The organism is Providencia sp. PROV119, from assembly GCF_028482435.1.
Taxonomy (GTDB): domain Bacteria; phylum Pseudomonadota; class Gammaproteobacteria; order Enterobacterales; family Enterobacteriaceae; genus Providencia; species Providencia stuartii.
Window position 1 is genome coordinate 53,798 of sequence record NZ_JAMPQL010000015.1, and the last position, 23,211, is coordinate 77,008.

Annotated in this window: 27 protein-coding genes and 1 tRNA gene; 6 read left to right on the forward strand and 22 right to left on the reverse strand. The window is 49.0% G+C overall.

Annotation, left to right across the window (positions count from 1 at the left end; translation table 11 throughout):
• Positions 1 to 47: 47 nt before the first annotated feature.
• The 4 genes from mutY (at position 48) to PSF11_RS13960 (ending at position 2,774) form a co-directional block, all read left to right on the forward strand.
• The gene (mutY, locus tag PSF11_RS13945) at positions 48 to 1,112 is read left to right on the forward strand and encodes an A/G-specific adenine glycosylase (protein WP_004923281.1); all 1,065 of its coding nucleotides are present in this window, start codon (positions 48 to 50) and stop codon (positions 1,110 to 1,112) included.
• Entirely contained in the window at positions 1,112 to 1,381 is a 270-nt protein-coding gene (locus PSF11_RS13950; RefSeq protein ID WP_004923284.1) for an oxidative damage protection protein, read from the forward strand. The genes mutY and PSF11_RS13950 overlap by 1 nt, the downstream gene beginning before the upstream one ends.
• 53 nt (positions 1,382 to 1,434) lie before the next feature.
• Positions 1,435 to 2,508: a membrane-bound lytic murein transglycosylase MltC gene (gene mltC, locus PSF11_RS13955; RefSeq protein ID WP_072503005.1), complete on the forward strand. Its 1,074-nt coding sequence runs from the start codon at positions 1,435 to 1,437 to the stop codon at positions 2,506 to 2,508.
• A 190-nt stretch (positions 2,509 to 2,698) separates the two neighbouring features.
• Positions 2,699 to 2,774: transfer RNA gene (locus tag PSF11_RS13960), tRNA-Phe, on the forward strand.
• Between the two features lie 233 nt (positions 2,775 to 3,007).
• Here PSF11_RS13960 and PSF11_RS13965 read toward each other — a convergent pair.
• From PSF11_RS13965 to PSF11_RS14030, 14 genes are all read right to left on the reverse strand, one after another.
• A complete protein-coding gene (locus PSF11_RS13965; RefSeq protein ID WP_000654298.1) occupies positions 3,008 to 4,078 on the reverse strand; it encodes a tyrosine-type recombinase/integrase in 1,071 nt (356 codons plus the stop codon).
• Positions 4,079 to 4,093: 15 nt separating this feature from the next.
• Positions 4,094 to 5,743 (reverse strand): TraI domain-containing protein, encoded by a 1,650-nt coding sequence (locus tag PSF11_RS13970; protein ID WP_223302950.1) that lies wholly within the window; start codon positions 5,741 to 5,743, stop codon positions 4,094 to 4,096.
• A 118-nt stretch (positions 5,744 to 5,861) separates the two neighbouring features.
• Positions 5,862 to 6,188, reverse strand: a complete 327-nt coding sequence (locus tag PSF11_RS13975) for a hypothetical protein (protein WP_012368427.1) — start codon at positions 6,186 to 6,188, stop codon at positions 5,862 to 5,864.
• A gap of 143 nt (positions 6,189 to 6,331) precedes the next feature.
• Positions 6,332 to 7,333 carry a DUF1281 domain-containing protein gene (locus PSF11_RS13980; RefSeq protein ID WP_004245726.1) on the reverse strand — a complete coding sequence of 334 codons (1,002 nt, stop codon included), beginning with the start codon at positions 7,331 to 7,333 and terminating at the stop codon, positions 6,332 to 6,334.
• Positions 7,334 to 7,417: 84 nt separating this feature from the next.
• The gene (locus PSF11_RS13985) at positions 7,418 to 7,717 is read right to left on the reverse strand and encodes a TA system toxin CbtA family protein (protein WP_001038587.1); all 300 of its coding nucleotides are present in this window, start codon (positions 7,715 to 7,717) and stop codon (positions 7,418 to 7,420) included.
• A gap of 9 nt (positions 7,718 to 7,726) precedes the next feature.
• A complete protein-coding gene (locus PSF11_RS13990) occupies positions 7,727 to 8,701 on the reverse strand; it encodes an ArdC family protein (protein ID WP_163769795.1) in 975 nt (324 codons plus the stop codon).
• Positions 8,702 to 8,853: 152 nt separating this feature from the next.
• Positions 8,854 to 9,501, reverse strand: coding sequence for a hypothetical protein (locus PSF11_RS13995; protein WP_004239680.1), 648 nt, complete (start codon positions 9,499 to 9,501; stop codon positions 8,854 to 8,856).
• Complete coding sequence (locus tag PSF11_RS14000) at positions 9,501 to 10,013, reverse strand: hypothetical protein (RefSeq protein WP_000542402.1); 513 nt, start codon at positions 10,011 to 10,013, stop codon at positions 9,501 to 9,503. The genes PSF11_RS13995 and PSF11_RS14000 overlap by 1 nt, the downstream gene beginning before the upstream one ends.
• Before the next feature lie 110 nt (positions 10,014 to 10,123).
• A complete protein-coding gene (locus PSF11_RS14005; protein WP_004239684.1) occupies positions 10,124 to 10,480 on the reverse strand; it encodes a hypothetical protein in 357 nt (118 codons plus the stop codon).
• Between the two features lie 96 nt (positions 10,481 to 10,576).
• Positions 10,577 to 10,747, reverse strand: coding sequence for a hypothetical protein (locus tag PSF11_RS14010; RefSeq protein ID WP_223302951.1), 171 nt, complete (start codon positions 10,745 to 10,747; stop codon positions 10,577 to 10,579).
• A 418-nt stretch (positions 10,748 to 11,165) separates the two neighbouring features.
• On the reverse strand, positions 11,166 to 11,483 hold the full coding sequence (locus tag PSF11_RS14015) for a hypothetical protein (RefSeq protein ID WP_000171971.1): 318 nt from the start codon (positions 11,481 to 11,483) through the stop codon (positions 11,166 to 11,168).
• A gap of 81 nt (positions 11,484 to 11,564) precedes the next feature.
• On the reverse strand, positions 11,565 to 11,927 hold the full coding sequence (locus PSF11_RS14020; protein ID WP_004245735.1) for a hypothetical protein: 363 nt from the start codon (positions 11,925 to 11,927) through the stop codon (positions 11,565 to 11,567).
• A gap of 348 nt (positions 11,928 to 12,275) precedes the next feature.
• Complete coding sequence (locus PSF11_RS14025; RefSeq protein WP_223854836.1) at positions 12,276 to 12,947, reverse strand: SGNH/GDSL hydrolase family protein; 672 nt, start codon at positions 12,945 to 12,947, stop codon at positions 12,276 to 12,278.
• The gene (locus PSF11_RS14030; protein WP_004252296.1) at positions 12,895 to 13,803 is read right to left on the reverse strand and encodes an integrase domain-containing protein; all 909 of its coding nucleotides are present in this window, start codon (positions 13,801 to 13,803) and stop codon (positions 12,895 to 12,897) included. Before PSF11_RS14030 ends, PSF11_RS14025 begins: the two co-directional genes overlap by 53 nt.
• Before the next feature lie 400 nt (positions 13,804 to 14,203).
• On the opposite strand from PSF11_RS14030, the gene PSF11_RS14035 reads away from it, so the two are divergent.
• Positions 14,204 to 14,425, forward strand: a complete 222-nt coding sequence (locus PSF11_RS14035; RefSeq protein WP_012368432.1) for a hypothetical protein — start codon at positions 14,204 to 14,206, stop codon at positions 14,423 to 14,425.
• Between the two features lie 420 nt (positions 14,426 to 14,845).
• Here PSF11_RS14035 and PSF11_RS14040 read toward each other — a convergent pair whose 3' ends face one another.
• Positions 14,846 to 15,085, reverse strand: a complete 240-nt coding sequence (locus tag PSF11_RS14040; RefSeq protein WP_004245739.1) for a hypothetical protein — start codon at positions 15,083 to 15,085, stop codon at positions 14,846 to 14,848.
• Entirely contained in the window at positions 15,085 to 15,384 is a 300-nt protein-coding gene (locus PSF11_RS14045) for a hypothetical protein (protein ID WP_004245740.1), read from the reverse strand. The genes PSF11_RS14040 and PSF11_RS14045 overlap by 1 nt, the downstream gene beginning before the upstream one ends.
• A gap of 342 nt (positions 15,385 to 15,726) precedes the next feature.
• Between PSF11_RS14045 and PSF11_RS14050 the strand changes: the two genes are divergently transcribed.
• A complete protein-coding gene (locus tag PSF11_RS14050) occupies positions 15,727 to 16,134 on the forward strand; it encodes a DUF3742 family protein (protein ID WP_004239694.1) in 408 nt (135 codons plus the stop codon).
• Between the two features lie 42 nt (positions 16,135 to 16,176).
• Here PSF11_RS14050 and PSF11_RS14055 read toward each other — a convergent pair whose 3' ends face one another.
• From PSF11_RS14055 to taaP, 6 genes are all read right to left on the reverse strand, one after another.
• Entirely contained in the window at positions 16,177 to 17,691 is a 1,515-nt protein-coding gene (locus PSF11_RS14055; RefSeq protein ID WP_134736457.1) for a conjugal transfer protein TraG N-terminal domain-containing protein, read from the reverse strand.
• The gene (locus PSF11_RS14060; RefSeq protein WP_000160224.1) at positions 17,688 to 18,026 is read right to left on the reverse strand and encodes a hypothetical protein; all 339 of its coding nucleotides are present in this window, start codon (positions 18,024 to 18,026) and stop codon (positions 17,688 to 17,690) included. The genes PSF11_RS14055 and PSF11_RS14060 overlap by 4 nt, the downstream gene beginning before the upstream one ends.
• Complete coding sequence (locus PSF11_RS14065; RefSeq protein WP_134736458.1) at positions 18,027 to 19,469, reverse strand: integrating conjugative element protein; 1,443 nt, start codon at positions 19,467 to 19,469, stop codon at positions 18,027 to 18,029. It lies immediately after the preceding gene.
• Positions 19,470 to 19,483: 14 nt separating this feature from the next.
• Positions 19,484 to 20,458 (reverse strand): TIGR03756 family integrating conjugative element protein, encoded by a 975-nt coding sequence (locus PSF11_RS14070; protein ID WP_012368435.1) that lies wholly within the window; start codon positions 20,456 to 20,458, stop codon positions 19,484 to 19,486.
• Positions 20,455 to 20,895, reverse strand: a complete 441-nt coding sequence (locus tag PSF11_RS14075; RefSeq protein WP_004239699.1) for a TIGR03757 family integrating conjugative element protein — start codon at positions 20,893 to 20,895, stop codon at positions 20,455 to 20,457. Before PSF11_RS14075 ends, PSF11_RS14070 begins: the two co-directional genes overlap by 4 nt.
• A gap of 78 nt (positions 20,896 to 20,973) precedes the next feature.
• Positions 20,974 to 23,199, reverse strand: coding sequence for a trimeric autotransporter adhesin TaaP (gene taaP / locus PSF11_RS14080; RefSeq protein WP_004239700.1), 2,226 nt, complete (start codon positions 23,197 to 23,199; stop codon positions 20,974 to 20,976).
• Between the last annotated feature and the right edge of the window lie 12 nt (positions 23,200 to 23,211).

A 23,211-nucleotide genomic window follows, 5' to 3' on the forward strand; every position in this document is an offset into this window, starting at 1 on the left:
GACTATCTCTGATTTTAATAGAATTACCGATAAAAATAATATACTCAATGGAAGCTCAACAATTTTCGCTCGCCGTGCTTAATTGGTATCACCAATATGGCCGGAAAACTTTGCCGTGGCAAAAAGAAAAAACGTCATACCATGTCTGGCTCTCGGAAGTCATGCTACAACAAACCCAAGTCAGTACGGTTATTCCCTATTTCGAAAAATTTATTCGCCGTTTTCCCGATGTAAAAGACCTCGCGAATGCCCCCTTAGATGAAGTATTACATCTATGGACGGGGCTGGGCTATTACGCACGCGCTCGCAATTTGCATAAGGCCGCAAAAGTCATAGCAGAACGTTTCAATGGGCAGTTTCCAACTACATTCGATGATGTTGTGGCCCTTCCTGGTGTTGGTCGCTCTACAGCAGGCGCTATTTTGTCGTTATCACAACAACAGCACTATCCAATATTAGATGGTAATGTTAAACGCGTGCTCGCTCGCTGCTATGCCATCGAAGGATGGCCAGGGAAAAAAGAGGTCGAAAATCGCTTATGGGATATCAGTACTGAGGTTACCCCTAAAGAAGGCGTCCAGTTCTTTAATCAGGCTATGATGGATTTAGGTGCTATGGTATGCACCCGTAGTAAACCGAAATGCGAACTTTGCCCCCTGCATTTAGGTTGCATAGCCTATGCTAACCACTCATGGCAGGATTACCCCGGTAAAAAGCCGAAACAAAAGATCCCTGAAAAGACAGCTTGGTTTCTAATTATGCAGCAAGGCGATCTCGTTTGGCTTGAACAGCGACCACCTTCAGGTATTTGGGGAGGGCTATTTGCCTTCCCTCAATTTGAAACCCAAGAGCAAATGAATGCGTGGCTTTCTCAATCCGGTATTCAACATGATACGCCAGAACAATTAATTGCGTTTCGCCACACATTCAGCCATTTTCATCTGGATATTATTCCTGTTAAAGTTAATATTCAGGCATTTACTTCAGCCATGGATGAAGGTAAAGGACTTTGGTATAACTTAAATCTCGGTGCAACAATCGGCCTCGCTGCGCCGGTTGAAAGCTTACTTCAACAGCTTGCCGTGCCGCCTGATATTCTGAGGAAAAAATAATGAGTAGAACAATTTTTTGTACTTTTTTACAACGTGACGCTGAGGGGCAAGATTTTCAGCTCTATCCGGGTGAGCTAGGAAAGCGCATTTTTAATGAGATTTCGAAAGAGGCTTGGGGTCAGTGGATGGCAAAACAAACCATGCTGATTAATGAGAAAAAGCTCAATACCATGAACCCTGATGACCGTAAAATGCTAGAGCAAGAAATGGTTAAGTTCCTATTTGAGGGACACGATATTCATATCGACGGCTACACACCTGAAAAATAATTGATTGGTCTACCTATCTTAGGTAGACCATGAGCTTGAATACTGTGGAATGTATGAAAAAACTGTTAGCCTTAACGCTGCTGGTGCCTCTTCTTATCTCCTGCTCCAGCAATAAAGAGTCTGATTTTAATCCTAACTATGTGAAAGACACCAATGGGTTCGAGATCCTTATGGGGCAATTTGCCCACAATATCGAAAATATCTGGGGGATCAAAGAAGTTCTCATTGCAGGCCCTAAAGATTATGTTAAGTATACCGATGAGTATCGTACCCGTAGTCATATCAACTTTGATGCTGGGACGATTACAGTAGAAACCATCTCCGCCGTAGAGCCTTCAGAACATTTGAAAAAGGCTATCATCACTACCCTATTAATGGGTGATGACCCAAATTCTATCGATTTGTATTCTGATATTAATGATATACCTCACAGCCAAGAGCCTTTTCTATTTGGGCAGGTATTAGATAACACAGGTGAACCCATTCGTTGGGAATGGCGCGCAAATAAATACGCTGAATACCTTGTTAATAATAAGTTGCAGCGCCGGCAATCAGGTATGAATGTCATTTGGTCTGTGACCATGCAACTGGTTCCTAACCACCTTGATAAACGCGCTCATAAGTACCTTCCTTTTATCAGGAAGGCATCGGCTAAATATGGGGTTGATGAGTCACTTATTTTAGCCATTATGCAAATCGAATCGAGCTTTAACCCTTACGCGGTAAGTCGTTCCGATGCGTTAGGCTTGATGCAAATCATGCCAAATACCGCGGGTAAAGATGTTTTCCGTTCGCAAGGTAAGTCAGGGGTTCCGAGCCGTAGTTACCTTTTCGATCCGGAAAAAAATATTGATACGGGAACTGCTTATTTGGCAATTTTACAAAATAGCTATTTAGGTGATATTCAAAACCCAGTGTCACGCCGTTATGCCGTAATAACCGCTTATAACGGTGGTGCTGGTAGCGTCCTTAGAGTCTTCCACAGCGATAAAAAAGTAGCTGCACAGAAGATCAATCAGCTCGCCCCTGGCGAAGTTTATCAAACGCTATCAACAAAGCATCCTGCTGCCGAATCGCGTAATTATCTGATAAAAGTCGATAAGGCTCAGAAGAATTACCGTCTCTAAAGGCGATTAATATTAGTACAAAAAGCACTCGTTTCAGTATATAACTGGCGAGTGTTTTTTATTTTATCGTCTTTTTATTAGCCTTACTGTTCAATAATCAGCTAACCTGTTGAAAAAAAGCGCATACGAAATAAAGTTTTTCGAATGTTCCTTGACTCCAACTGTGAAATCAGGTTTAATACGCCTCGTTGCCCGGATAGCTCAGTCGGTAGAGCAGGGGATTGAAAATCCCCGTGTCCTTGGTTCGATTCCGAGTCCGGGCACCATCTTTCCTTTCGGAAATGGTGTAACCGTTTCCCTAGCACGGTCGCTGGAAGTGAGATCTCCAACGCTCGGTTAAAACTTGAATTTCAGTTGTAATCACGTTCATGACTTCTCACGTGGTTGACAATGATTTATCAAGTAAGGGTGTTTTCCTAGAACACCCTTCTCAATCAAATCCAGCTTATACACAAAGTTGATAAAATAGTCAACTTTGTGTAAATATTTTTTATTTATATCACATCCTCTGTCTTTTTGATGCTAGCCTTGTAAGTTCACCACCTAATCCCATTGTTAAAAACTCACCTAACTCATTCTCCAAGATCCTGACTGTACTGTATGCATCCAGAGCAATATATTCCATAGTTGAAGAGAGACTACGGTGTCCTAACATCTGTTTCGTCAATTGCATATTACGTTCAGGATGTTTCATTAATGTCGTCGCCAGTGTATGTCTGAAACGATGGGGACTGACATGAAATCCACATTCCTTTGATAAACGACGGAAAAAAGAACGTATCGTCTGACTGAGTGGAGTTTCAGAGCGGGATAGTCGTTTATGATAAAGACGATGAACATCAAACAAAATATCGTTTTTATCCGCCCCGTGACAACGCATTTCCTCAACCAAGGGCGCCAGTAAACAACGTAGTGGCTGAACAAAAGCAATCTGATATTCCCGGTGATTTTTACTGCTTTCACTGCGCAATGTGATCGTACACTCCTCAAAATCCAGATCGCCAATATGCAGGTTAATCAGCTGGTTAAAACGAATAGCCGTCAGCCTCAGCGTTTCCAGCACAGCAAACCAGAATCGAGTGGGATAAACCGCACATGCCTGAAAGTGAGCCTGATCAGGTGGCAGCATATTTTCCTGTTGCTGAAATTGTTCCAGAATACGATAAATCGTTCTCAGTTGTGATTGTGTATAGACTTTTTTCTGTTTTTCACCCGGTTCAATTTGTGTTTCTGAGAACGGGTTTTCTTTAAGTGAAACAATCCCTTTTTTGATCCAATAATTATACAGAGACTGCATATGCCTGGTTTTTGTGTTCCATGTCCGTTCCCGGACTTTCTGAATATTCAGCTCATTTCTTCGCCATCTCAGCACATGCTCATGTGTCACTTCATCCGGTAGCGGTAACGCATTTTCACAAACTCCGCAATAACGCAGAAAAAGACGTACCATCTTACGGTATGTTTTCTCCGTATCCGGCCGTAATACTTTATTGTAAAAGTAATTACTCAGCATTTGCTCCCATACATCCACTTTCTGCTGATGTTCATCAGAACTGTGATTATCTTTCATAAACACCTCCTGCTTTTAACTTCCGACAATACGAATAAACAATGATTCCTCCGGCATATTCATGCCAAAAATCTGACGTCCTTTAATCATGTAACCATTGATTTTTTTATGGGATAACGTAATTAATGTTTTGTTATCACTCAGCGGATTCAGTTTTTCACCATAAATTCGAGCCCTGAAATGCCCTGTTTGTCGGGTATCATGACGAATAATCCGGTGCAATTTAAGGGATTCAAAAGAAGAAATAATATGGCCGATATCATCCGGATTTTTACCCGCCTCCTGTATGTACTGATAAAAAACAGCCGGACTCTGGCAAAACAAATACTCCATGACACAGTGAACCTTCGCATCCGGCGTATTTATTGCCAGTTTTCCGCCCAATAATCCGGACTTAAACCACGCCCAGAAAGCCTCTCCTTCATTTTTTATACTCAGACAGTTTTCGCGCTGTTCATCCTTCTCATCACGATTGCCCGTCTGAGTATCAGATAAGATTTCCGGCATTAAACCTGATAATTCAAGTGCATATTTCATATCCTCAGATAACGGAGGAGACATATCTGAGACAGTTTTTTCATCAGCAGAATCAAGTGCCCCATGGACAACCGCACCTTCTGCTTCTGCAACTACCATTAGCGGTATATCGCAGTGAATTCCGTTCTCTGTTTTTTCTGAAGTAACAGACTCCGGAGGCAATACAGATGTTACAGACGGAGTTTCAGGTTGTGGCTTTTGCGCCAATTCAGCAGGCGCCAATGACGCGATATCATTCTCCGGCTGCCCTGATAGCACTGAAGACGAAGCATCAGGCGCTGACATAGAAACAACGGAAGAAAATGCCGGCAATGCACCGGCGGGGAACGCAGCCAGAGCCTCATTCAGCACACGCTGTAAATCATTATCACCGTTTACCGGCTCGGTCACCACGTCAGACAACGCCTGAAGCGCCTTTGGTGTACCCGACAACCAGTGGATTACCTTCTCCGGTAATAGCCGGAAAGCCATCATGGCCCCCGTCGTCCGGCGAAAATGCGTCATATCCGGCACCGGCTCATGAAAGCGAAAACGATACGGTACGGTGGGCGCACTCATCCCCGGCTGCCACGCCGACAGGCTGTTCAGTTGTCCCTCAAACTGTGCCGTTAACGGTAACCAGTAAAACAGTCCGGTATAAAAAACACACACATTCCAGGCGCTGAACTGACGGCTCTGCTCTTCCGACGGAAGCCCGCGGGGCAGCATCTCTTTCTGGGACATCCGCATACACCAGGCTGTCGTATTCAGCGTTAAATCCAGCAATCCCCCTTCGCCGGCATATTTCCCGGTTTTTGATGCCGGCACACACTGAAGTCGTTCTGCCAGCGTCTGCAAAGGAGACAGGCAAAGTGCCCGGTACTGGTTATCCGGTAACGCTACCACCCGGCTGATTTGCTGTAACCAGTTTTGCCGCTGCGGTGTGGTCAGCAATACGTCAGCTGCCTGCGGTAAATAAAAGCCGTCACTGTCACGGATAAATAATGGCCTTTCCTGCGTGTTTCCCGGGGAAACACGCAATGTTTTCTCTTCCGCTTTCCGGGAAAGCGATTTACGAAACCACGGTAACATCGGTGTTACTGCCTCTTTAATTCGGTAAAAACAACAACGCAACATTAAATAAAACATAAATTATTTTAATATCAGGATAAGAATAAATAATAAATGCACCTTATTTTCATTACGTTAACTCATCCACAAAAATAATTCCGGCAACAAAACAGAAGATTACATGAATAATGTTTTATTATTCTGTCTCTGTCTGTTTCTGCTGCCAGGCACGGATGGCCTTTTCATACGCGTCCGCATTCACATGCTCCCGGGTCATTCCGCATTGCAGAATATTTTCCCGACCTGACCAGAAGCCCGCATTTCTGTTTCTTTCCACCAACTGACATTCCGTCAGGTAATAACGCCCCCACTCAGCCTGGCGCTGTTCATCCCAGACCAGGAAAACGCCCACAACCAGAATCAGTGGCAACAAAAGTCCGGCTGTGACAAAAAAAGGAAACAGAATTTCATTCCAAAAATCCTGAGCCCACTCCCTCACACCCTGCCCAAATTCACATCTCATCACACTCTCCCCCATCTCATTCAATGACGGCATCACGATAACAATGCGGGAATAAAACAAAAGCCGAAATTAGTTTTCCGAAAAAAATAAAAAAACCCGGTATCACTACCGGGTTTTCAGTCAGTTAAATCAGTACGGAAACCTCACCCTCCATAATGTGGCAATGAATCAAGAATATAGTCCGGTCCCGTCACATCCTGGAAACCGTCCTCATTCTCTTCATCACTGAACTCAATCTCATCAGATTCATGGTCGGTTAACCGGCCATGGTCATACTCGCTGTATCCGCAGAAACCACAGCCTTCTTCGGCATAGACATGACGGACCTGACAGCGGAAACGCGCAGACAGAGCACACAAAACCGCTGCTGACGGCGGCCCCCACGGAGTATCAAACTCTGCGGATAACTCCGTCGCATACCCGCCATCAATACAGTGAAAACCACTGCCGTTCGGCCATTTCACACCATAACGGCACTGATAAAGGTGATATGTACTGTTACCGGGGGCAAACGCCTGCCAGCGCGCCTGCCGCCAGATGACCTCCGGTGTTTTCCATAAACAGCCGTTAAAACCGTGTAATTCAGCCGCAAGGCTGGTCGGTAACAGAGTCCGCATATCCATCGGTATGGCTTCTCCGGTACTGCGAAGGTACTGAATATCCTCCCAGGCTGTCGCCACCCGGCTCTCATCCTCTCCGGTAAACCGGTTAAGCCAGTCAAAACTGCTTCCCGATAACAACGGGGACAGTCTCGCTTTCTGCGTCGCCGTCAGCGAGTCCCAGGAATGGTACGCCCCGCCTTCAGATAACCACATCTGATACCACTGATGGATTTGCTGACAACATGACGGTGTCAAATCCGGTGCAGTCATCAGCAGGTCAACCCAGTGCGTGAAAGCCGTGTTTCCCGGGGAAACAGGCCCGGTTGCACCGTATGAAGTCAGTTCCGGTAACGGCGGAAAAGACAGCGGTCTGACCGGTTTCAGTATCCCCGCGCAGCCGGCCAGCAACAAATGCAGACTTTGTGCTATCGCCGTCTGCCAGGCGGGTATCCCATCATCCGCATATATCCAGTGTTTAAGAGCCGGCATATCCGCCGCGTTGTGTAAGGTGATGTCAAGTCGGTTCGAGCACCAGTTTGGCATGATGATGTCCTCTTTTCAGAATAAAAAAGAGGGCTTATCCCGTGAGGAACAAGCCCTCACGGGAAAGATGTCAGTCGTTAATCGTTAAGGATTATCCGGCATGACATCCGGGTTAATGGCACCGCTCAGCTGAGCCTGTGCAAGTAAGGCATCGCTGTCACTGACATACGGGGATGCCGGCAGATAACAGGATGCATTCAGTTTATCCAGGTGGTACTTATCCACCAGACGGTTGACCACCGATACCGGCGATATCCCGAGTTCAATCATCCGGGACACCTCAGCATCATCGGACAATCCGGTATCACTCAGCGTAATGCCGTAATGCACTTGCAGTAACTGATGTACCAGTAACTGAAAGCGGATAATGGTCATTTTGTTCATCGCAGTCTCCTACGCGGCCTGTCGGGATGCGGCCACATTCAGTAAAAACTCACAGGCCTGGCGGGCCTGCCCGGCGGCCCGGAACAACGCTTTTTTGTCCGATTTCAGTACCCGCAGCCAGCTGTCAAGATAGCTTTCATGGTTCACTTCTCCCTCGACGCTTAACTGCGCACAAAGAAAAGCGCTGCCCATTTCCGCAACCAGCTCCTCAAAACTGTACAGCGGGTCACCAAACTTCAGGGACGATGAGGTGATGCCTTCACGGGCCAGCCTGGACGGATGACCGGTACTGTGCACCAACTCATGCAGTAAGGTGGCCTGGTAATCGGCATTCCGGTCAAACTGTGACGACAGCGGCATCACAATCCGGTCCTGTGACGGACTGTAATACGCCCGGTTCTGCGCCGCACTGGTCACCTTCACGCCGCTGGCATTCAGGATATCCAGCACCCGGTGCGTGGCCGGCAGGGTTATCCCTGCTGTCTCCTCTCCGGGTAGTCGCCGGTTTTCGTAAAAATGCGCCGGCAGGTCATCACACTGGGCTATGTTAAATAACGGATTCGCCTTTATCATCGGCACCTCCGTCATCACCACCTCACCGTGTTCACCCCGCAGCAGCTCACCGTGACGGTCTTTTGCCGGCACCTTCACCGGTTTGAATATCACAGTATTCGTCGCCATTTCGCCTTTACGGACATGGCCACCCAGTTGCTGTGCCTGACGGTAAGTCAGCCAGATATCGTAACCAAAGCCCTGCTCCGCCGCCGACAACCATAACAGCAGCACATTTATCCCCTGGTAGGAATGACCGGTCAGGGCGTTCACCGGAAAACCGGTGCCTGTCCCTTCCGACGGCCGCCATGGTCGTTTCCACGGACGGGTGCCTTTTTCCAGCGCGGCCACAATACGGTCAGTCACTTCCTGATAAATATCGCGAACCGGCTTATCCGCTGCCGGACGGCGTTTACGGTCAGATTTTTTCATCGGAATACCCTCAATAAAAAAGGTGTATCCCGTCCTGACGGTGAGATACACCATCAGGTGAAAAAACAATATGGTTAATTTTCAACCGGCGTTTCCAGTGGAAACACTGATTAAAATGTGTTCAGTGCTTCCCGGGGAAACACCTTACCTGATTACCACCAGGCCACAAAAAACAGTGACTCTGCGTCAAAGTCAAACGTCTCCGTTATCTCTGACAGCCAGCGTCTGACGCCTTCCACATCAGCCCAGTACGCCTCATCATAAGCCGTTGAACCAAAGAAAAAGCCCTCAGTGGTCGGGAACCGTGTCTGACAGTTTTCCGGTGTCAGTGCCTGCAAGTCCTGCTGTAAAGCCCGCAGATGGGCCTCTGTCACCAGCACCTTTTCACAGTTCTCAAAAGCCCCGATATGGTCATGCACCCACTTAAACAGCGCATTAACCTTACGGAAATACCCGACTTCAATATCGCCGTCGCTGTCCGCTTCTGCGTAACGTGAGGCGGGTATCCGGCTTTTGTCTGTACCACGCTTTTCACTGGCATAAAAGTAAATATCGAGTCCCTTCTGCTCAGCATCTCTGACACACGATAACGCACACGCCAGCGTGTCCCAGTTGATCCCCAGCTCCGCATCAAAATGATGTGCAACATGCGTTAATGTTGCCCGTGTCTCTGCCGGACAAGCCGTTTCATCAACATAGGTAACATCATCGGGGAACCACATCTCACACAAGACGAATGCCTCCGGATTGCAGCGGGATAAATCCGCTATCAGTTCCCGTATCGTACAGGCTCTGGCCATTATCCTGCCTCCGGTAAACCTATCCCTTCCGGTAACGTCAGGATAAGATAAGGAAATACCTGACTGACATAGTCCAGCACCGGCTGCCAGTCCCGGATATCCCCGTCAGAAGAGACCGAAAAATATCCCGGGCACAGGTTGTACAACAACAGTAATGCCGCGACTACAAACACGTCATAGGGTTTGTATGCTGTCTTGCAGAAATCCCAGTAGTCCTCTACGGGGATTTCGCGCTGAACAATAAACGTCTCATGATTCATGTCATCAGCCGCATTACCGTTAAAACAAAGCGCCTCACCGTCGTCGGTGAATAATGAGCCATCATTCAGCCGTTTTTCCTCCAGGCCATCACACAACACAATAGGTTTATCTGGGTATCCGCCGCAAATCTGCTCTGCGGATATGGGATTGGCCAGATAGTGGTGATAGAGCTTGTCCAGATGTTCACGGAAGTTCTGCCACATCAGGGGGTCAACGCTTTGTTTTTGTGTAAAATAATGTGTATATCCCATGTGATAAATCCTCATTCTGATTAAAAAAATGGCGGATTCATCTCCTGACGGAAATCAATCCGCCGGGCGGGGTCATAACAAAAAGTCAATGGTGCTATCAGTACAACAAATCAGCGACACCAGGCATAACGCACCTGTGCCAGCTGGTATGTCAGTGCAAATCCGGCACGGGAGGCCGCTTTTATGGAACAAAATGTCCTGCTGTCCAGCGAGGTTATCAACGAATGAAAGCGGTATTCTTTCGAATGCGCGCCCAGACGTACAGTAATGCGGATCCTGAACTGCCGGGGATTCACTTTCACCACCGTCGCACGGTAAGCGCGCCGGCCGGTTCGGTTACTTATCCACGGTAATTCACCGGGTATCCCTGACGAAACAAACGGTATACGGTCATAAAAACGGTACAGCCGTTGCATGATCAGACTCAGAAATGAAAACGGTTTGTTTTCTGGCAGTAAAACAGACATGTGTGTTTCTCCGGTAAAAAAAGACGGAGAAACGTCCACCTGACGGGGAGTTTCCCCGTCGGGTAGGTAAGTAAAAAAAGAATGAATGCCGGCAAATCAGTCGCTCAGTTCGATACCGACAAGGTATTCATCAGCCATCTCCATTGCCATCCATTCACTGACGGTCTCATCCAAGCCGGCTTCACAGCCTTTCTGCCAGATCACTGCATCAATCCGCTGACCGATATCCGGTAAACGGCGAAGCAGACATGCCGGCCAGGGTCTCATCAGACCATCCGCACGCCACAGTAATAATCTGCCGTAAGCAAATCCGGCATCATAAAGCGTACACTTCATCAGCGAAATGGAATGAGGGCGGTTTTGCTCACCGGCATACCTTTCAGCCAGTTTCAAATCAGCCTCAACATTTCGCAGTGTCCGGGCTTCCTCAACCAGCCACATCAGCCATTCCCAACTCCGGGAATAGCGACAGACGTGATCGGCCACAAAGAACAGTCCGCGGGTAATGCCATAAATCATGGTTATCAAACCTGATCAGTAAATGGAAGCAGCCCCATTTCAGGGTAGCTGACTGACACCTGTGAGTCCGTTAAATCAGTCGGTTACATGCTTTTCATTTTCGTGTTGCAGGCAGCAGCGGTAACCCCAGCGCCAGGCTTCATTCCAGATTTCCGGATCGAGCCGCTCAGCGATGACTGTCAGCCGGTGAAGCAAAAATGCGGGGGCACCGGTTTGCGAGTCCATAGTAAATCAGGGCGCCAAAACGAAATGCCGTTGTATACAAATCAAGCTCAATAAACGGCAGTTCTCTGTAATCTCCGCTCTGATACATCCGTTTTTCGTCCAAACGTATCACCTCCAGTTCTTCTGCGGTGATTTTCAGCATCCGGGCATCATTAGCAACGGCCTTCAGTTGCTGAGAAACACGGGAATGCGGAAATAAATAACTGGCAATACCAGACATTACGTGGGCAACACCATAATTCAATGTAAAAAGAGTCATAAGGGCTATCCTCAGATAAGGGAATACAGCCCTCACGGGATGTTTTCCCGTATGGGTCATAAAATCAGTGAATGTCCGCCGTTAAGCACCAAACATCAGCGCTTCAACCGGATCTTCAAACTGTGCATTTTTGATCGCATCGTTGTAGATACGGCGAAAGTCAGACGCATAAGGCGTTTGCTCAGCCGCTTTCCAGACAGCGCGGACCATTTTCTCAAGATGTGGACGGGTAAAATCAGCCTCCACAGATAACGCGCCCAGTTGCTCTGCAACGGCACTGATTATCCAGAAGTTTGGCGGAAAATTATCTTCGTCCGGGTGCTCGCCAATATCCAGACGGACAAAAGCAAGAACCATGTCGAGCTCACCTGAGAGGTGATGCAGTTGCGTGAGAGAGTGCAGATCGTCAAAAAAAGACGATTCCGGAAATGTAGATACCTTCATTGAATTTCTCGTGAAAAAACGGAGAAATTCCCTGATGACGGGTGATTTCCCCGTCAGCGGGCAGGTTATATGAAGCGTTGCGTAAAAATAATCCTGATGATAACGCTATTCTGTTATCACCCTCCGTCGATTTCAAGGACGAACGGAGTTCTGTCATCGCCCGTAGGCTCCCGTCTCAGATGACCCGAGGATTGGCAGTGGCAATCACCCGTAGGCGTTCCTCTCAGATTGCCGGAACATTGGCATTGTTGTCACCCGTAGGCGCTTCTCTCAGACAACCGAAGCATTGGCAAGTTGCATTACGCAACGAGATAAGCAGATTCATTTTTAGCCGTTTTTTTATCTTTGTCAATCCTGCCCATTCAGGATTTTTACCACTTCTCTGATCACCCGTACTCCCCCTTTACGGGTAATATGTATTCCATCATCAGTTCGTACAGTTTCATTATGAATAACAGATTGCCATTGCGTTCCTAATATATGAGGCTGATTAATATCCAGATAATGAATATTTAATAACATCGCACTGTGTTTAATTATATGCCGGGTATGTATTAAATAACGTTCATGTTCCGGATTTTTTAAATGTGGTGGAGATATCCAGACAATTGTCGCTAACGGATTTTCACTTTGAATTTCAGCAATGAATTGAAATACCAGACTGTAATATTTCAGCCATTCATCCGAACCATATTGAACAAAATCATTTGTTCCGAGACTAATAATCACATTATCAAACTCCCGCAAATCGAAATTATTCACGAAAGCGATCCAATCTTTTTTACTTTTATTTATTAACCCCGAACCGGAAACATATTCTGTTTTTATTTTTTCATCCAAAACATATTTTGCTGACATTTCATAAACAGCCGTTAATGAATCACCTAAAAATAACGTCTTCGCCATTAACGGAAAACAAAAAGCAAAATTAATAAACAAAATAATTAAACAGACTTTCATTTTTATCTTATTCCTCAATATCTCCTTTCTGACTATAAACCCGTTTAATATAATCGCCACGACCGTCACCATGCCCTAAATCCATGGAGGTTAATGCATAGGCTTCCTTTTGACTGAATCCCTGACTGAGATAATATTTTTCAACATCCTGAGCATAGGCATACCGTAAACCATGATTTGATTCTTCGTGAATAAATCCGCCTATCCGTCGCATCACATTAATATAACGATCTTTGGCAGAATGTAATGACGGACGATTAATTAAATAACCGTTATGTTTATCCGCATATTCAATGGCTTTATTAATTAATGTTAATACACGGGCTTTATCCGGCACTAATGCTTCACGGGGTCTGCCTCCTTTTGTCCCAAAAACCACATGAACGCGATCTTTACCGTTTTTAAGCGCCTGTTGCCAGGTCCGTAATGATTTTACTGACTGCACGGCTTCTTCATTTCTCAATCCCAGACTACGGGATAACTGCATAGTTAATGCCACCCCCTGATCATAAGGCTCAATCCGAGCGAGCGCTTCGTGAAAGCGCTCGTCCGATATCGCGGTACGGGTGCCAGCCCTGCTGGCACCTGAAAGCCCCAGCGCCTCATTACTGAGGCGCTCATGTTTAGGGTCAGCCAGTTTATGACGTCCGGCAACACGAAATATCGCCCGGATAGCCGACATTTCGTTTTGACAGCTGCGTAAACTGATATTCTGTTCTCTGCGGGCATGGATATACATTTCAATATGGCGGGATTTCAGTTGCTCAACAGATCGTATCTGAATATTCAACCCGGCCAGCTCTGCCGCAACCCGTTCTGCAATTTTGACCCGGTCTGCAATGGTTTTAAAGCTCCCTCCGGCCTGACGTGCAAGGATATGCATTTCACGGGACAGGGCTTTTGCTCTTCTGGACATTCTCTGATTCTCCGCCTCTTTCGCTCTCAACTGGTTACCTTTTCCCGGCGCGACGGTTTTATATTGCGCATCCTGCGACCTGACAGATACCTGAGCACCGGGGCGATAAAAGGTTGAGTTGTTGAGAGGTATCAAATCAGTTCTCTGAACTGTTTGCGGTCATCAGACCGGCCCCCGTTATCAGGGCACCTCCGTCCGTCAGTTTCCTGACGTCGCCTTGGTATCGTGTCGTTTTTTCTCCTTTTTTCATAATGTTATACGTTTTTATCATCATATAAACGTTGAGCGTTGAAAGACTTTCAGCCGTTCTGAGCAATGCATTACATGTCTGTCAGATTGTCAGTTTTGCTGTAAGACCAGTATTGAAGCGTTCTGAGCGTATGCACTTGCGTGCGTCACTTTGTCTTCGTTTCACTTGACGAAAGTGACGCACGCCCATCATTCTGCTGCTCAATGTATTGCTCCGAAGATGCCGCTTTCCAAAGCTGCGCAATGGAAACGCGTCATACCGGGCATACAAAGGTTGCAGAAAGCAGGACGTATTCGTCAGAACACATCAGAAGAGGCAGATACACGTTATCGCATACTCTGCTTTTTTGTGGATATCCGGGTGACCGGATAGCTGTGACATGGTCACTGAAGTGCAGTTAATCCTGATGATAACGCTATTCTGTTATCACCCTCCGTCGATTTCAAGGACGAACGGAGTTCTGTCATCGCCCGTAGGCCCTCGTCTCAGATGACCCGAGGATTGGCAGTGGCAATCACCCGTAGGCGTTCCTCTCAGATTGCCGGATTGGCATTGTTGTCACCCGTAGGCGCTTCTCTCAGACAACCGAAGCATTGGCAATGTTGCATTAAGCAACGGTGTAACGTGGTAAATTTAATCAAACTTTCTTTTTTCGTCAATACCCGATAAAGAAAAAGGAGAATATTTTACATCCTCCTTTTTCTCTTTATTAAATATCCCCTTGTTGGTTCTTCATCGTATTAATAATCAATGCCATCTTTAATCACGAAAACTCAACAATCAGATATGTTTTTATTTGGATTTATCATAAACATCCCAAACAGGCGGTTTATTTTTCATAGAGTCAACAGAAACACGTAAGAAGGGCATATTAGTTTTAAATGTTAAAATAAAATCCAAGGACATTCTATTACAAACAGAAAAAAAACGTTTTTGTTCTTCATCAGTAAAATTTTTTTGTTTTGGGAATATAAATAAACTCCCTAAACTAACCTGACAATGTATATAACATTTCTCACCAAACCAGCTCACTAACTTATCATGATATTTTTTTCAGTAATCGTAGTCAAATATTCTTTTCTGTAAAATTTAATACCTCTCTCGATCATTAACCAAAAGAAACTTTCTTTATTCTCAGAATAAAAATTATTACAATCCCCATTACCTTCCAAAGCATCATTGTCATTTTTTTTATTATATAAACATCCTTTGTTACCATTTAATGTTGTTTTTCTCCTTGAGTATTGCTTCCTTATTTTACTGAACCAACCCCTCCTCCTCCACAAATATCCCGCCCCTATTAAGACCACAAACCAAAAAATAAAATTCATATTATCATCTCCTATATACAAGGACTCGGATACATATTAAAAACTTACTTAAACTGACATAAAAAATCAAATTCAATAAATCCATCCAGATGAAAGAATAAGATTTTTATATGAAGGCAACAAAAAAGTTATACACATACCCACCGCCACCATCAGGGCCGATGCCCTGTACGCTCCCGTTTACCCGATTGCTTGTTGGCATCGGGTTGCACTGGCTTGGTGACCGTGGATATGTGCATAACTCACAAGATGTAGACAATGATTAAAAATCGACCTAAAATTGTATTAACGATAGACGACAAGCATGAGATAAATCAGACTCACTGATTACCGGAGGGGGAAATGAGTGATAAAACAGCCGCTTCCAGAGGAGAACGCTGGGGCATAAAAGCAGCTTATAAAGCAAAATGGCTAATCAAAAAATTGAAGGCTTTCGATAAGAACTGTGTGGCAAGCGCCAAAAGCAAAAATATGCCGGGTTGGCTGGGGCATATTCCACTGGTATCTATAACTCTCGCAGTCATCGCGTTACTGGCTTATTTCAGTTTGTACATCCTATTTACCTTTGGAGCGTTGGTGATTTTATTTTCTGTAATAGAACACATTGATATTTCTTCAGGAAATAACATTCAATCCACTGATAACAATAATGAATGGCAATCCAATCTCGTTGGCAATAGTGACGACTTTAGAAATGGCAACCAAGGTTTTGGATATTATATGAACGGAATAAATATTGACGAAGATTAGCCAGCCACAAAACTAAATTTTGCAGCTGGCTTCAAAATATTATTAGTTAACTTTTTTAGAAATAGCTTGTTCTGCTAACTGTCCTCCTTTCCCCCCCGCACTATGCGCAGGTGAAGTCGCGTTAGATGTCATATTACCTAGCTCGGACCCAACTTTAGCTCCAGCCCAACCAAATGCTGTCAACCACAACGCCGGCAACACCAAAAACATCGTTCCCATTACCAGGTTCATAATGACATCATCAGACGTGTTCTGAAGCCCGTTCATATTCCACTGACTGTGCGTATCGGAATTATACAGTGCCTCCATCATCCAGCTGTCTATCCAGCGTGCCAGCTCCCACCAGAATGTCAGAAAGTTCAGCGCAAATATCACAAACGTCACCGTTATCGCCGTCTTAAATTCATACGCCGAAAACATCAGCACCATCGGGATCATGATATACACCGCCATTAACATCAGCCCCTGCACCATCGGTAAGGACTGTCGCATCGTATCAAAGGCAGGGAATGCCCCCAGTGACGCCAGCGAAGTCCCGGCTACCCCTCCCATTCTGGCCAGCTCATTCATCACCGTCATATCCGCATTACCCCCGTATCCCCGGTATACCCGGCCGCCGGAGACATCCAGATTCGCCGGACTCACCAGCCGGCGGACGATGGCCTCCTCAAACTCTTTCGAGTTTTTATTAATCAGCTTCATCGCCGCCCGGGCACGCAGCCACATCCCTTCATCGGTCTGCTCTTTGACAAGTTTCAGTAACCCTGCATTCGCATCATTCCACCACTGATAACAGGTCGGGTAACCGTTGCCGTTGACATTCGCATACCCGTCATCCCGGTCGGCATCCCAGGGAAAGCCCGCCCGCGGTGTCCGTGACTGGATCTGATGATATTCCCCTTTCATAAAGGTGGCCGAGCCTATCCAGGTGATATCCTGTAACGTTTTTTCATCCTGTGTTTTTCCCTGATCTTTCGCTTTCCAGTCATACAGGGCACGTGAGTAACAGTCATCCGTAAAATCCTGAAGTGCGGCAGCCAGCGCCGGATTTTTAATGTTGCTGTGCTGCACCTCAAAACGCACCTGACGCAAATCCGGCCGGCACGGAATGCTGGCCACCGCCGCCTGAGTCACCCCTTTCGACAGCTTATGTACCAGCATCCACCACAGCGGGATTTTGGCTGTCTGATTATCCAGTGACGACACCACGCCGCTGTAACCGGATTCCGCCGGCTTCACCGGGGTCCAGGTGCCGCAGGTTTTGGTCCGGCTGGTATCAAATTGCAGGGTACTGACACTCACCTCCATCAACGGCACACAACAAAACAGGATCACCACAAAGGTGCCGTAAAGCGCGTTCTCGATACGCACAATTGCCAGTGAACCTTTGTTACCCTCATCCTCCCCCTCTTCCCGCACTTTCAGCCAGATCCCCAGCACTTTAAAGACCAGCGGCAGCGCAAACAGCCCGGTGCTGGTCAGTACCGACCACAATCCGTTATTCACCACCCAGGCCAGCAGCGTGAGAAAATACTCGAGATAACTGTTTGTCATCATAAGCCGTCACCTCCCGCCCAGACTGACCATTCACTCACCGCCACAAAGGCGGCCATCGCCAGCCCGCTGCGCTTCAGACTGCGCCGGGCCGTCTCACTGACTTTCGGGTGGTGATACAGTTTCCATAATCCAACCGCCACGGCTCCGTACAACACACACCGCCAGACCAGCCAGAACCAGCGGGCACGGTAAAACGCCCGGCGCAGACTGTCCGCCTCACCGTAATAACTCAGCCCCAGCTGAGCCACCGCCAGCAACACCACCATACTGAGCAGGGTCAGCCCGGTTACTTTCAGCACCGGCCATAACCGGCGCCCGGTTTTTCCTTTCGTCATTTAACGTCCTCCGGTGTCACTGTTTTGCTCCAGTCCCTGTACACGCACATCCGTATTATCTGGGGTCTGGGTGGCAGGGTTCGCCTGTGTCCGTTGCTGATCACGCTCAATCACCGTCAGCATCGCGTTATTGGCAATGGATTTACGCACTTCCATTTCCGTTTGCAGCATCCCGATTTCGCGATCCAGCTGGTCAACCGACTGGTTACCGATCTCCTGGGCTTTCGGAAAATTACCGGCATTCGGCTCCCCCTGGCCGGTGATCAGCATCCGGCGCATCGTCAGCGCCAGCTCCATCGTGTCCGCCATCGCCAGCTCACCGGCCAGACGCTGTGTTAATGCCGTTTTATCCGGATCCCGGCGCAGCGCTTCAATCACCCCCCGGGAGACCGTCAGGCTGCCGGTTTTCAGTTTCGCCAACTCTGCCGCCCCGACCGCGCCCCGGCTGTTCACCAGTTTATGCAGCTGTTCCAAATTTTCCCGGGTGGTGGTCTCCAGCACCTGTGCCAGCCCGGTTCCTGGCTGGGAACTGCCCGGTTGCTCCGCCTCACCGCCGCTCTGACAATCCGCCGGATTGGTGCAGGTGCGGACCGATTTGCTGCCCAGCACCTGTGTGACCACCTGAGCGGCTTCCTCACTGTTGGCAAAGCGCCTGCAAGCGGCTCCGTTACACTGGCCGGCCGGCACCGGGGCCGTACTGGTTGCCGGCAGACCGTTCATGATATTAAAGCCGGCCTGTGCAAAATCCTGCGCCGGCTGAATCGCAGGCTGACCAACCCCACCGCGCTGTTTCCCGCCTATCCATACAACCCCTTTATCGCCACTGCTTTGCTGAATTTGCTGGTCAGTTTTTACCGCATCCCCGTCACTGTTATTGATGATATTCTTTGCTTCTTCGAGGATCGCCGCCTGCGTCCACTGATTATTTTCTGAAAAGTCCATCATCCGTTTAGCCATGTTCTGACAGTTCAGCTGCGCCTTATCAAACGCCACATTAGCCTGCAACACCCCGTTGGTCAGCATTTCATACAGGCCGGGATTCGCCCGCTGGATAGCCATCGCCGGCAGACTGGCCACCGCCCCGGTGGCATTCTGGATCACCTCACTCATCAGATTCTTAAAGCCGGCCGTCACCCCGTTCAGCTGGTTGCCCACCGTGGTTTTGATATCAAAATTGCCGCACATCAGATCACTGTTCCAGCCCATGCTCATCCCCAGACGTTGCAGATTACTGCGCCCCGGCGGCTGGGATAACACCGTGCCGCCGCCCAGGTTGTAGTACAGTTTGTCGGAGACCGCGCCGGAAACATTTGCGCCGTAGCCGATATCATTCGCACCGGCAGAAAAATCCAGCCCGGCCCGGACAGAAAATGCCGGTACACTGCATAACACCATCAGTGTCAGCGCCGGCGGAAAAAACGTGTGTCGTTTTGCTTTCATCATCTTAAAATCCCTGCTTAAAACGTTGTGCTGTACAGAAATTTTTGCCCCATGCGCTTGCAGCAGCTGTACGGCTGCCACAATGCCCAGGCATAATTACCGTCCTGTGCCTGTGCTCCGCCCTCATCCGGAAACACCGCACAGCTGTTTTTCAGCCCCGGCGACAGGCGCTGCCATTTATGGTTTTTTGTCCCGGTATTCTCCGTCACCGCGTCCGGCGGCCAATAGCCATCCCGGCGGTTGCCTTTCAGGGGCACATAGGTATGCGCCTGCCCGGTGCGGGTCATAATATCTGCCACGCGCTGCGCCACCACAGCCGCCGCTTTATCCCCGTCCTGCTGGTTGACAAAACCGCTGCGCGGATAGAGATTTCCCCACATGTTGCCCCGGCTCTGCCCCCCGATTTCCCGTTTCCCGGGAATTATCGCTTCCGGATACGCCATTTCCGGCACACCGAGCCGCCACGGCACACTGTCGAGCGTGCTCAGGTAATAAGGAAACAGCGGTGTGGCTGCGCTGTCACAGGAATACCCCGGAATACTGCCGCCGATAAGGGTGGTTGCCGGATGACCGATAGCATCCGCATAAAAAAAGTGCAGGGCGGTTTTACGTTTTGCCTCAAACTTCTGTTCACTGTTTCCGCCCCCGGCAGATACCCCGCTCAGCACGCCGGTCACGGCATTTTCAATCCCGCCGGCCGCCCCGCTGACCAGTGACATTTCCCGCCACGGGTTTTCACCCGGGGCATGGTAGGCCGAGACCACCGCCTGCGGAATAAAATGTGACACCCGGACAGATGTCCGGATACGGCAGCCGCCCCAGCCACACTTCAGCCAGTAGCAAATCCCGCTGATACGCCAGCTGATACACGACGGTGAGGCCGCAGAAGCGACCAGAGTGGCGGTACTCAGACTGGCTTCCGCCACCGGCACCAGTGAACAACCGAGTAACAAAGCCCCCGCCAGACGCCGGCGATGTGATTGTCGGGTCATGGTTGACCTCCTCCTTCCTGTTGTTCCCGGTACTGCTGTATCTGCGTCACCGCCTGTGCAATATCGGTGGTGCCGTAAACCACCCACTGCGCATCAACGACGACCGCCGGCAGAGATGACACCCCCAGCTGCCAGGCCTGAACCACGCCCTGATAAGCCTGCCGTAATGCCGTTTCTCTGGCCTGCCAGGCCGGACTTTGTAACAGGGCGGTGATGTGCGGGGCATCCGCTTCACTCAGTTCCGTCCCCGGCTGAAGCAGGGCCTCATCCAGCAGGCGTTCAGGCGCATCCAGATACACCACCTCAAACGGGATGTCCGTCTGCGGCAGAGCGTCATCCTGCGTGGTATACAGCACCACTGCCGCCCCGGCGGTCAACGGCAGGCATGACAGCGACAGCATCAGCAATCCGGAAAGAGATAAAAATCGTTTTTTCATTCGGTCAGTCCTCACAAACGAACGGTGAGAGAAGAAAAGCGCATCAAAACCCGCCGGTGACCGGCGGGTTTTCACCGGTTACCAGCCCACCGCAAACCCGGCGCCGATACTGGTATCGCCGCCGTTATTCCATGACGCATTCAGGCGCACATTGGTATTGGCCGTCGGCTTATACTGCACCCCGGTGGCTATCGCCTGTGCATCACGGTAATGCCCCATCGCCATCCCGAACGAAAAACGCTCACTGTTCACATACGGAATGGAAGATATTGCGGTCACCCCGGCAATCCCCGCATTGGCCCGTTTCTCCACCTGACTGATTTTATTGTCCAGCTGACTGAAACGCTGGTCGGTATACTGCCGGGCATTGTCCAGCACCGTGTGGGTCACCTGCCCGAACGTCTCATCGGTATAGCGGTTTGCGGCCGCCAGGGTCTGTTCCTCCCCCTCAATACGGGCCTGCTGCTCTTCCGTAATCCGCTTGTTTATCTTCGCCTCACTGTACTGAATGCTCACATCGGTGTAGTCCATGGCCTGTTTCAGCGTCTGCTTATCGCCGGCAATACGCGCATCCCGCTCCTCATCCAGTTGCCCTTTGTTGACCGCATCCGTTTTTGCAATGCCGGCCGCCACATGCGTCAGAAAACGTTCCTGACCTTCACGGCCGACGGACACGCTGTTATCCCGGTCAGCCAGGCTGCCGTCCCCCAGTGCCACACTGTTTTTCGCCAGCGCCCGGGCATCCACACTCAGTGCCACGGATTTTTCGCCCAGCGCCAGACTCTTATCCCCGACCGCAACAGCCTGTTTACCCTGACTCAGCGTACTCTGCGCCTCATTCAGGGCTTTATCCGCCGCCTGATATTCCGCCTGTTTCTGCGCCAGTTCGGCTTTCACCTTCTCCAGATCCCGGATGTTTTCCAGCTCGGATTGCGTCGGACGCAAATCAGACAACTTTGTATCCAGCGCGGAGAGATCCTTTTCCAGCCGGGAGAGTTGCGTTTCTGCCTGCTTCAGTGCCTGATCGGTGACGGCTTTTTCCGCCGATAACTGCTGTTTCAGCTGTGTGGCCTGTGACGACATGGCCTGTGTGTGACTGAGCGCATTGTCCTGAAGGTACTGATCCACTTTTTGTTTCAGCGCCTCCGGGTTGGTATTCAGCCCGACGGTGTTATCCCGGGGACGGCTTTCCAGTACCAGCAGTTGCTGTAACTCTTTGGCATAATCCGGGCTGTCCGGCGATAAACTGTTGACCTTATCCAGCTGGATCAGGTAGTTCAGCTGATTCTCATAGCGGGTGAAAATACCGCTGACCATCTGATTAAAGGTGCCTTCATCGATGTTATCCAGATACAGCTCTGACAGGATCTGCTTCCCGGCCTCTGTCACCCCGGTGAGCCCCTGCTCAATTTGCTGCCGGGCATTTTTCTGATAAGCCTGATACAGATTCTTTTTCCCGTCCGCAGAGGTGATCAGGGCGATTTTGGCCAGCTCTTCCTGATAACCGGCAACGCCCTTCAGGGCCGCGGTATTCAGGTGTAAACGGGATAATTGTTTCTTCTGCTCGCTGTCCGTGACCGCATCCGACCACAGCATCGCTTTATCACTGTGGCCGGCACTCAGTACCGGGGACAGGGCCACACCCTGATAGTTGGTCGTAATCTGAGAACCGGTTTTCTCTTTGATGGTTTCATTAACCAGAGCACTTCTGGTTTTCGCTTCAATATAGGCATTAACATAACTGACATAAAACTGCGTGTCATTACTGACCGACGTATCCTGCTCAACCCGTTTTTTCACTTCCTGAGCCAGACGGTCAGCCTGCCCCTGCTGCCACAACGCCACAAAATTCTCATCCACAATCTGTGAAACCGCCCCCAGATTGCGTTCATAAATCTGTGCCATCCGGTCAGCGACCTGCTGTGCCTGTGTCACCTGCTGCTGTTGCGCGGTACGCTGACCCGCCAGGGTCTCCTGTTGCTGCAACAACGGTTTCATCGCTTCCTGACGCTCCAGAATATTGCTGTTCGCCAGCGATTTACTGTCAAACAGGGCCTGCGTCTGCATGTACTGCTCATGCGCCTGCGCCCTGTTCTGCAACAGGGCATTCTGGGCTTTCATCGCCGCCTGCGCCTGTTCCGCCGTCATATTGTTCCCCAGCGCCATACTGCCCTCACCGACAGCCGTACTGTGCTGCCCCGTGGCCACGGCCGTGTCCCCCAGTGACACGTTTTTGGCCTGTAAAGCGCAGGAATAACTGACAACCAGCGACAAAAGCGTTACTTTAACTCCCGTCGTTTTCATGACGTCATGTTT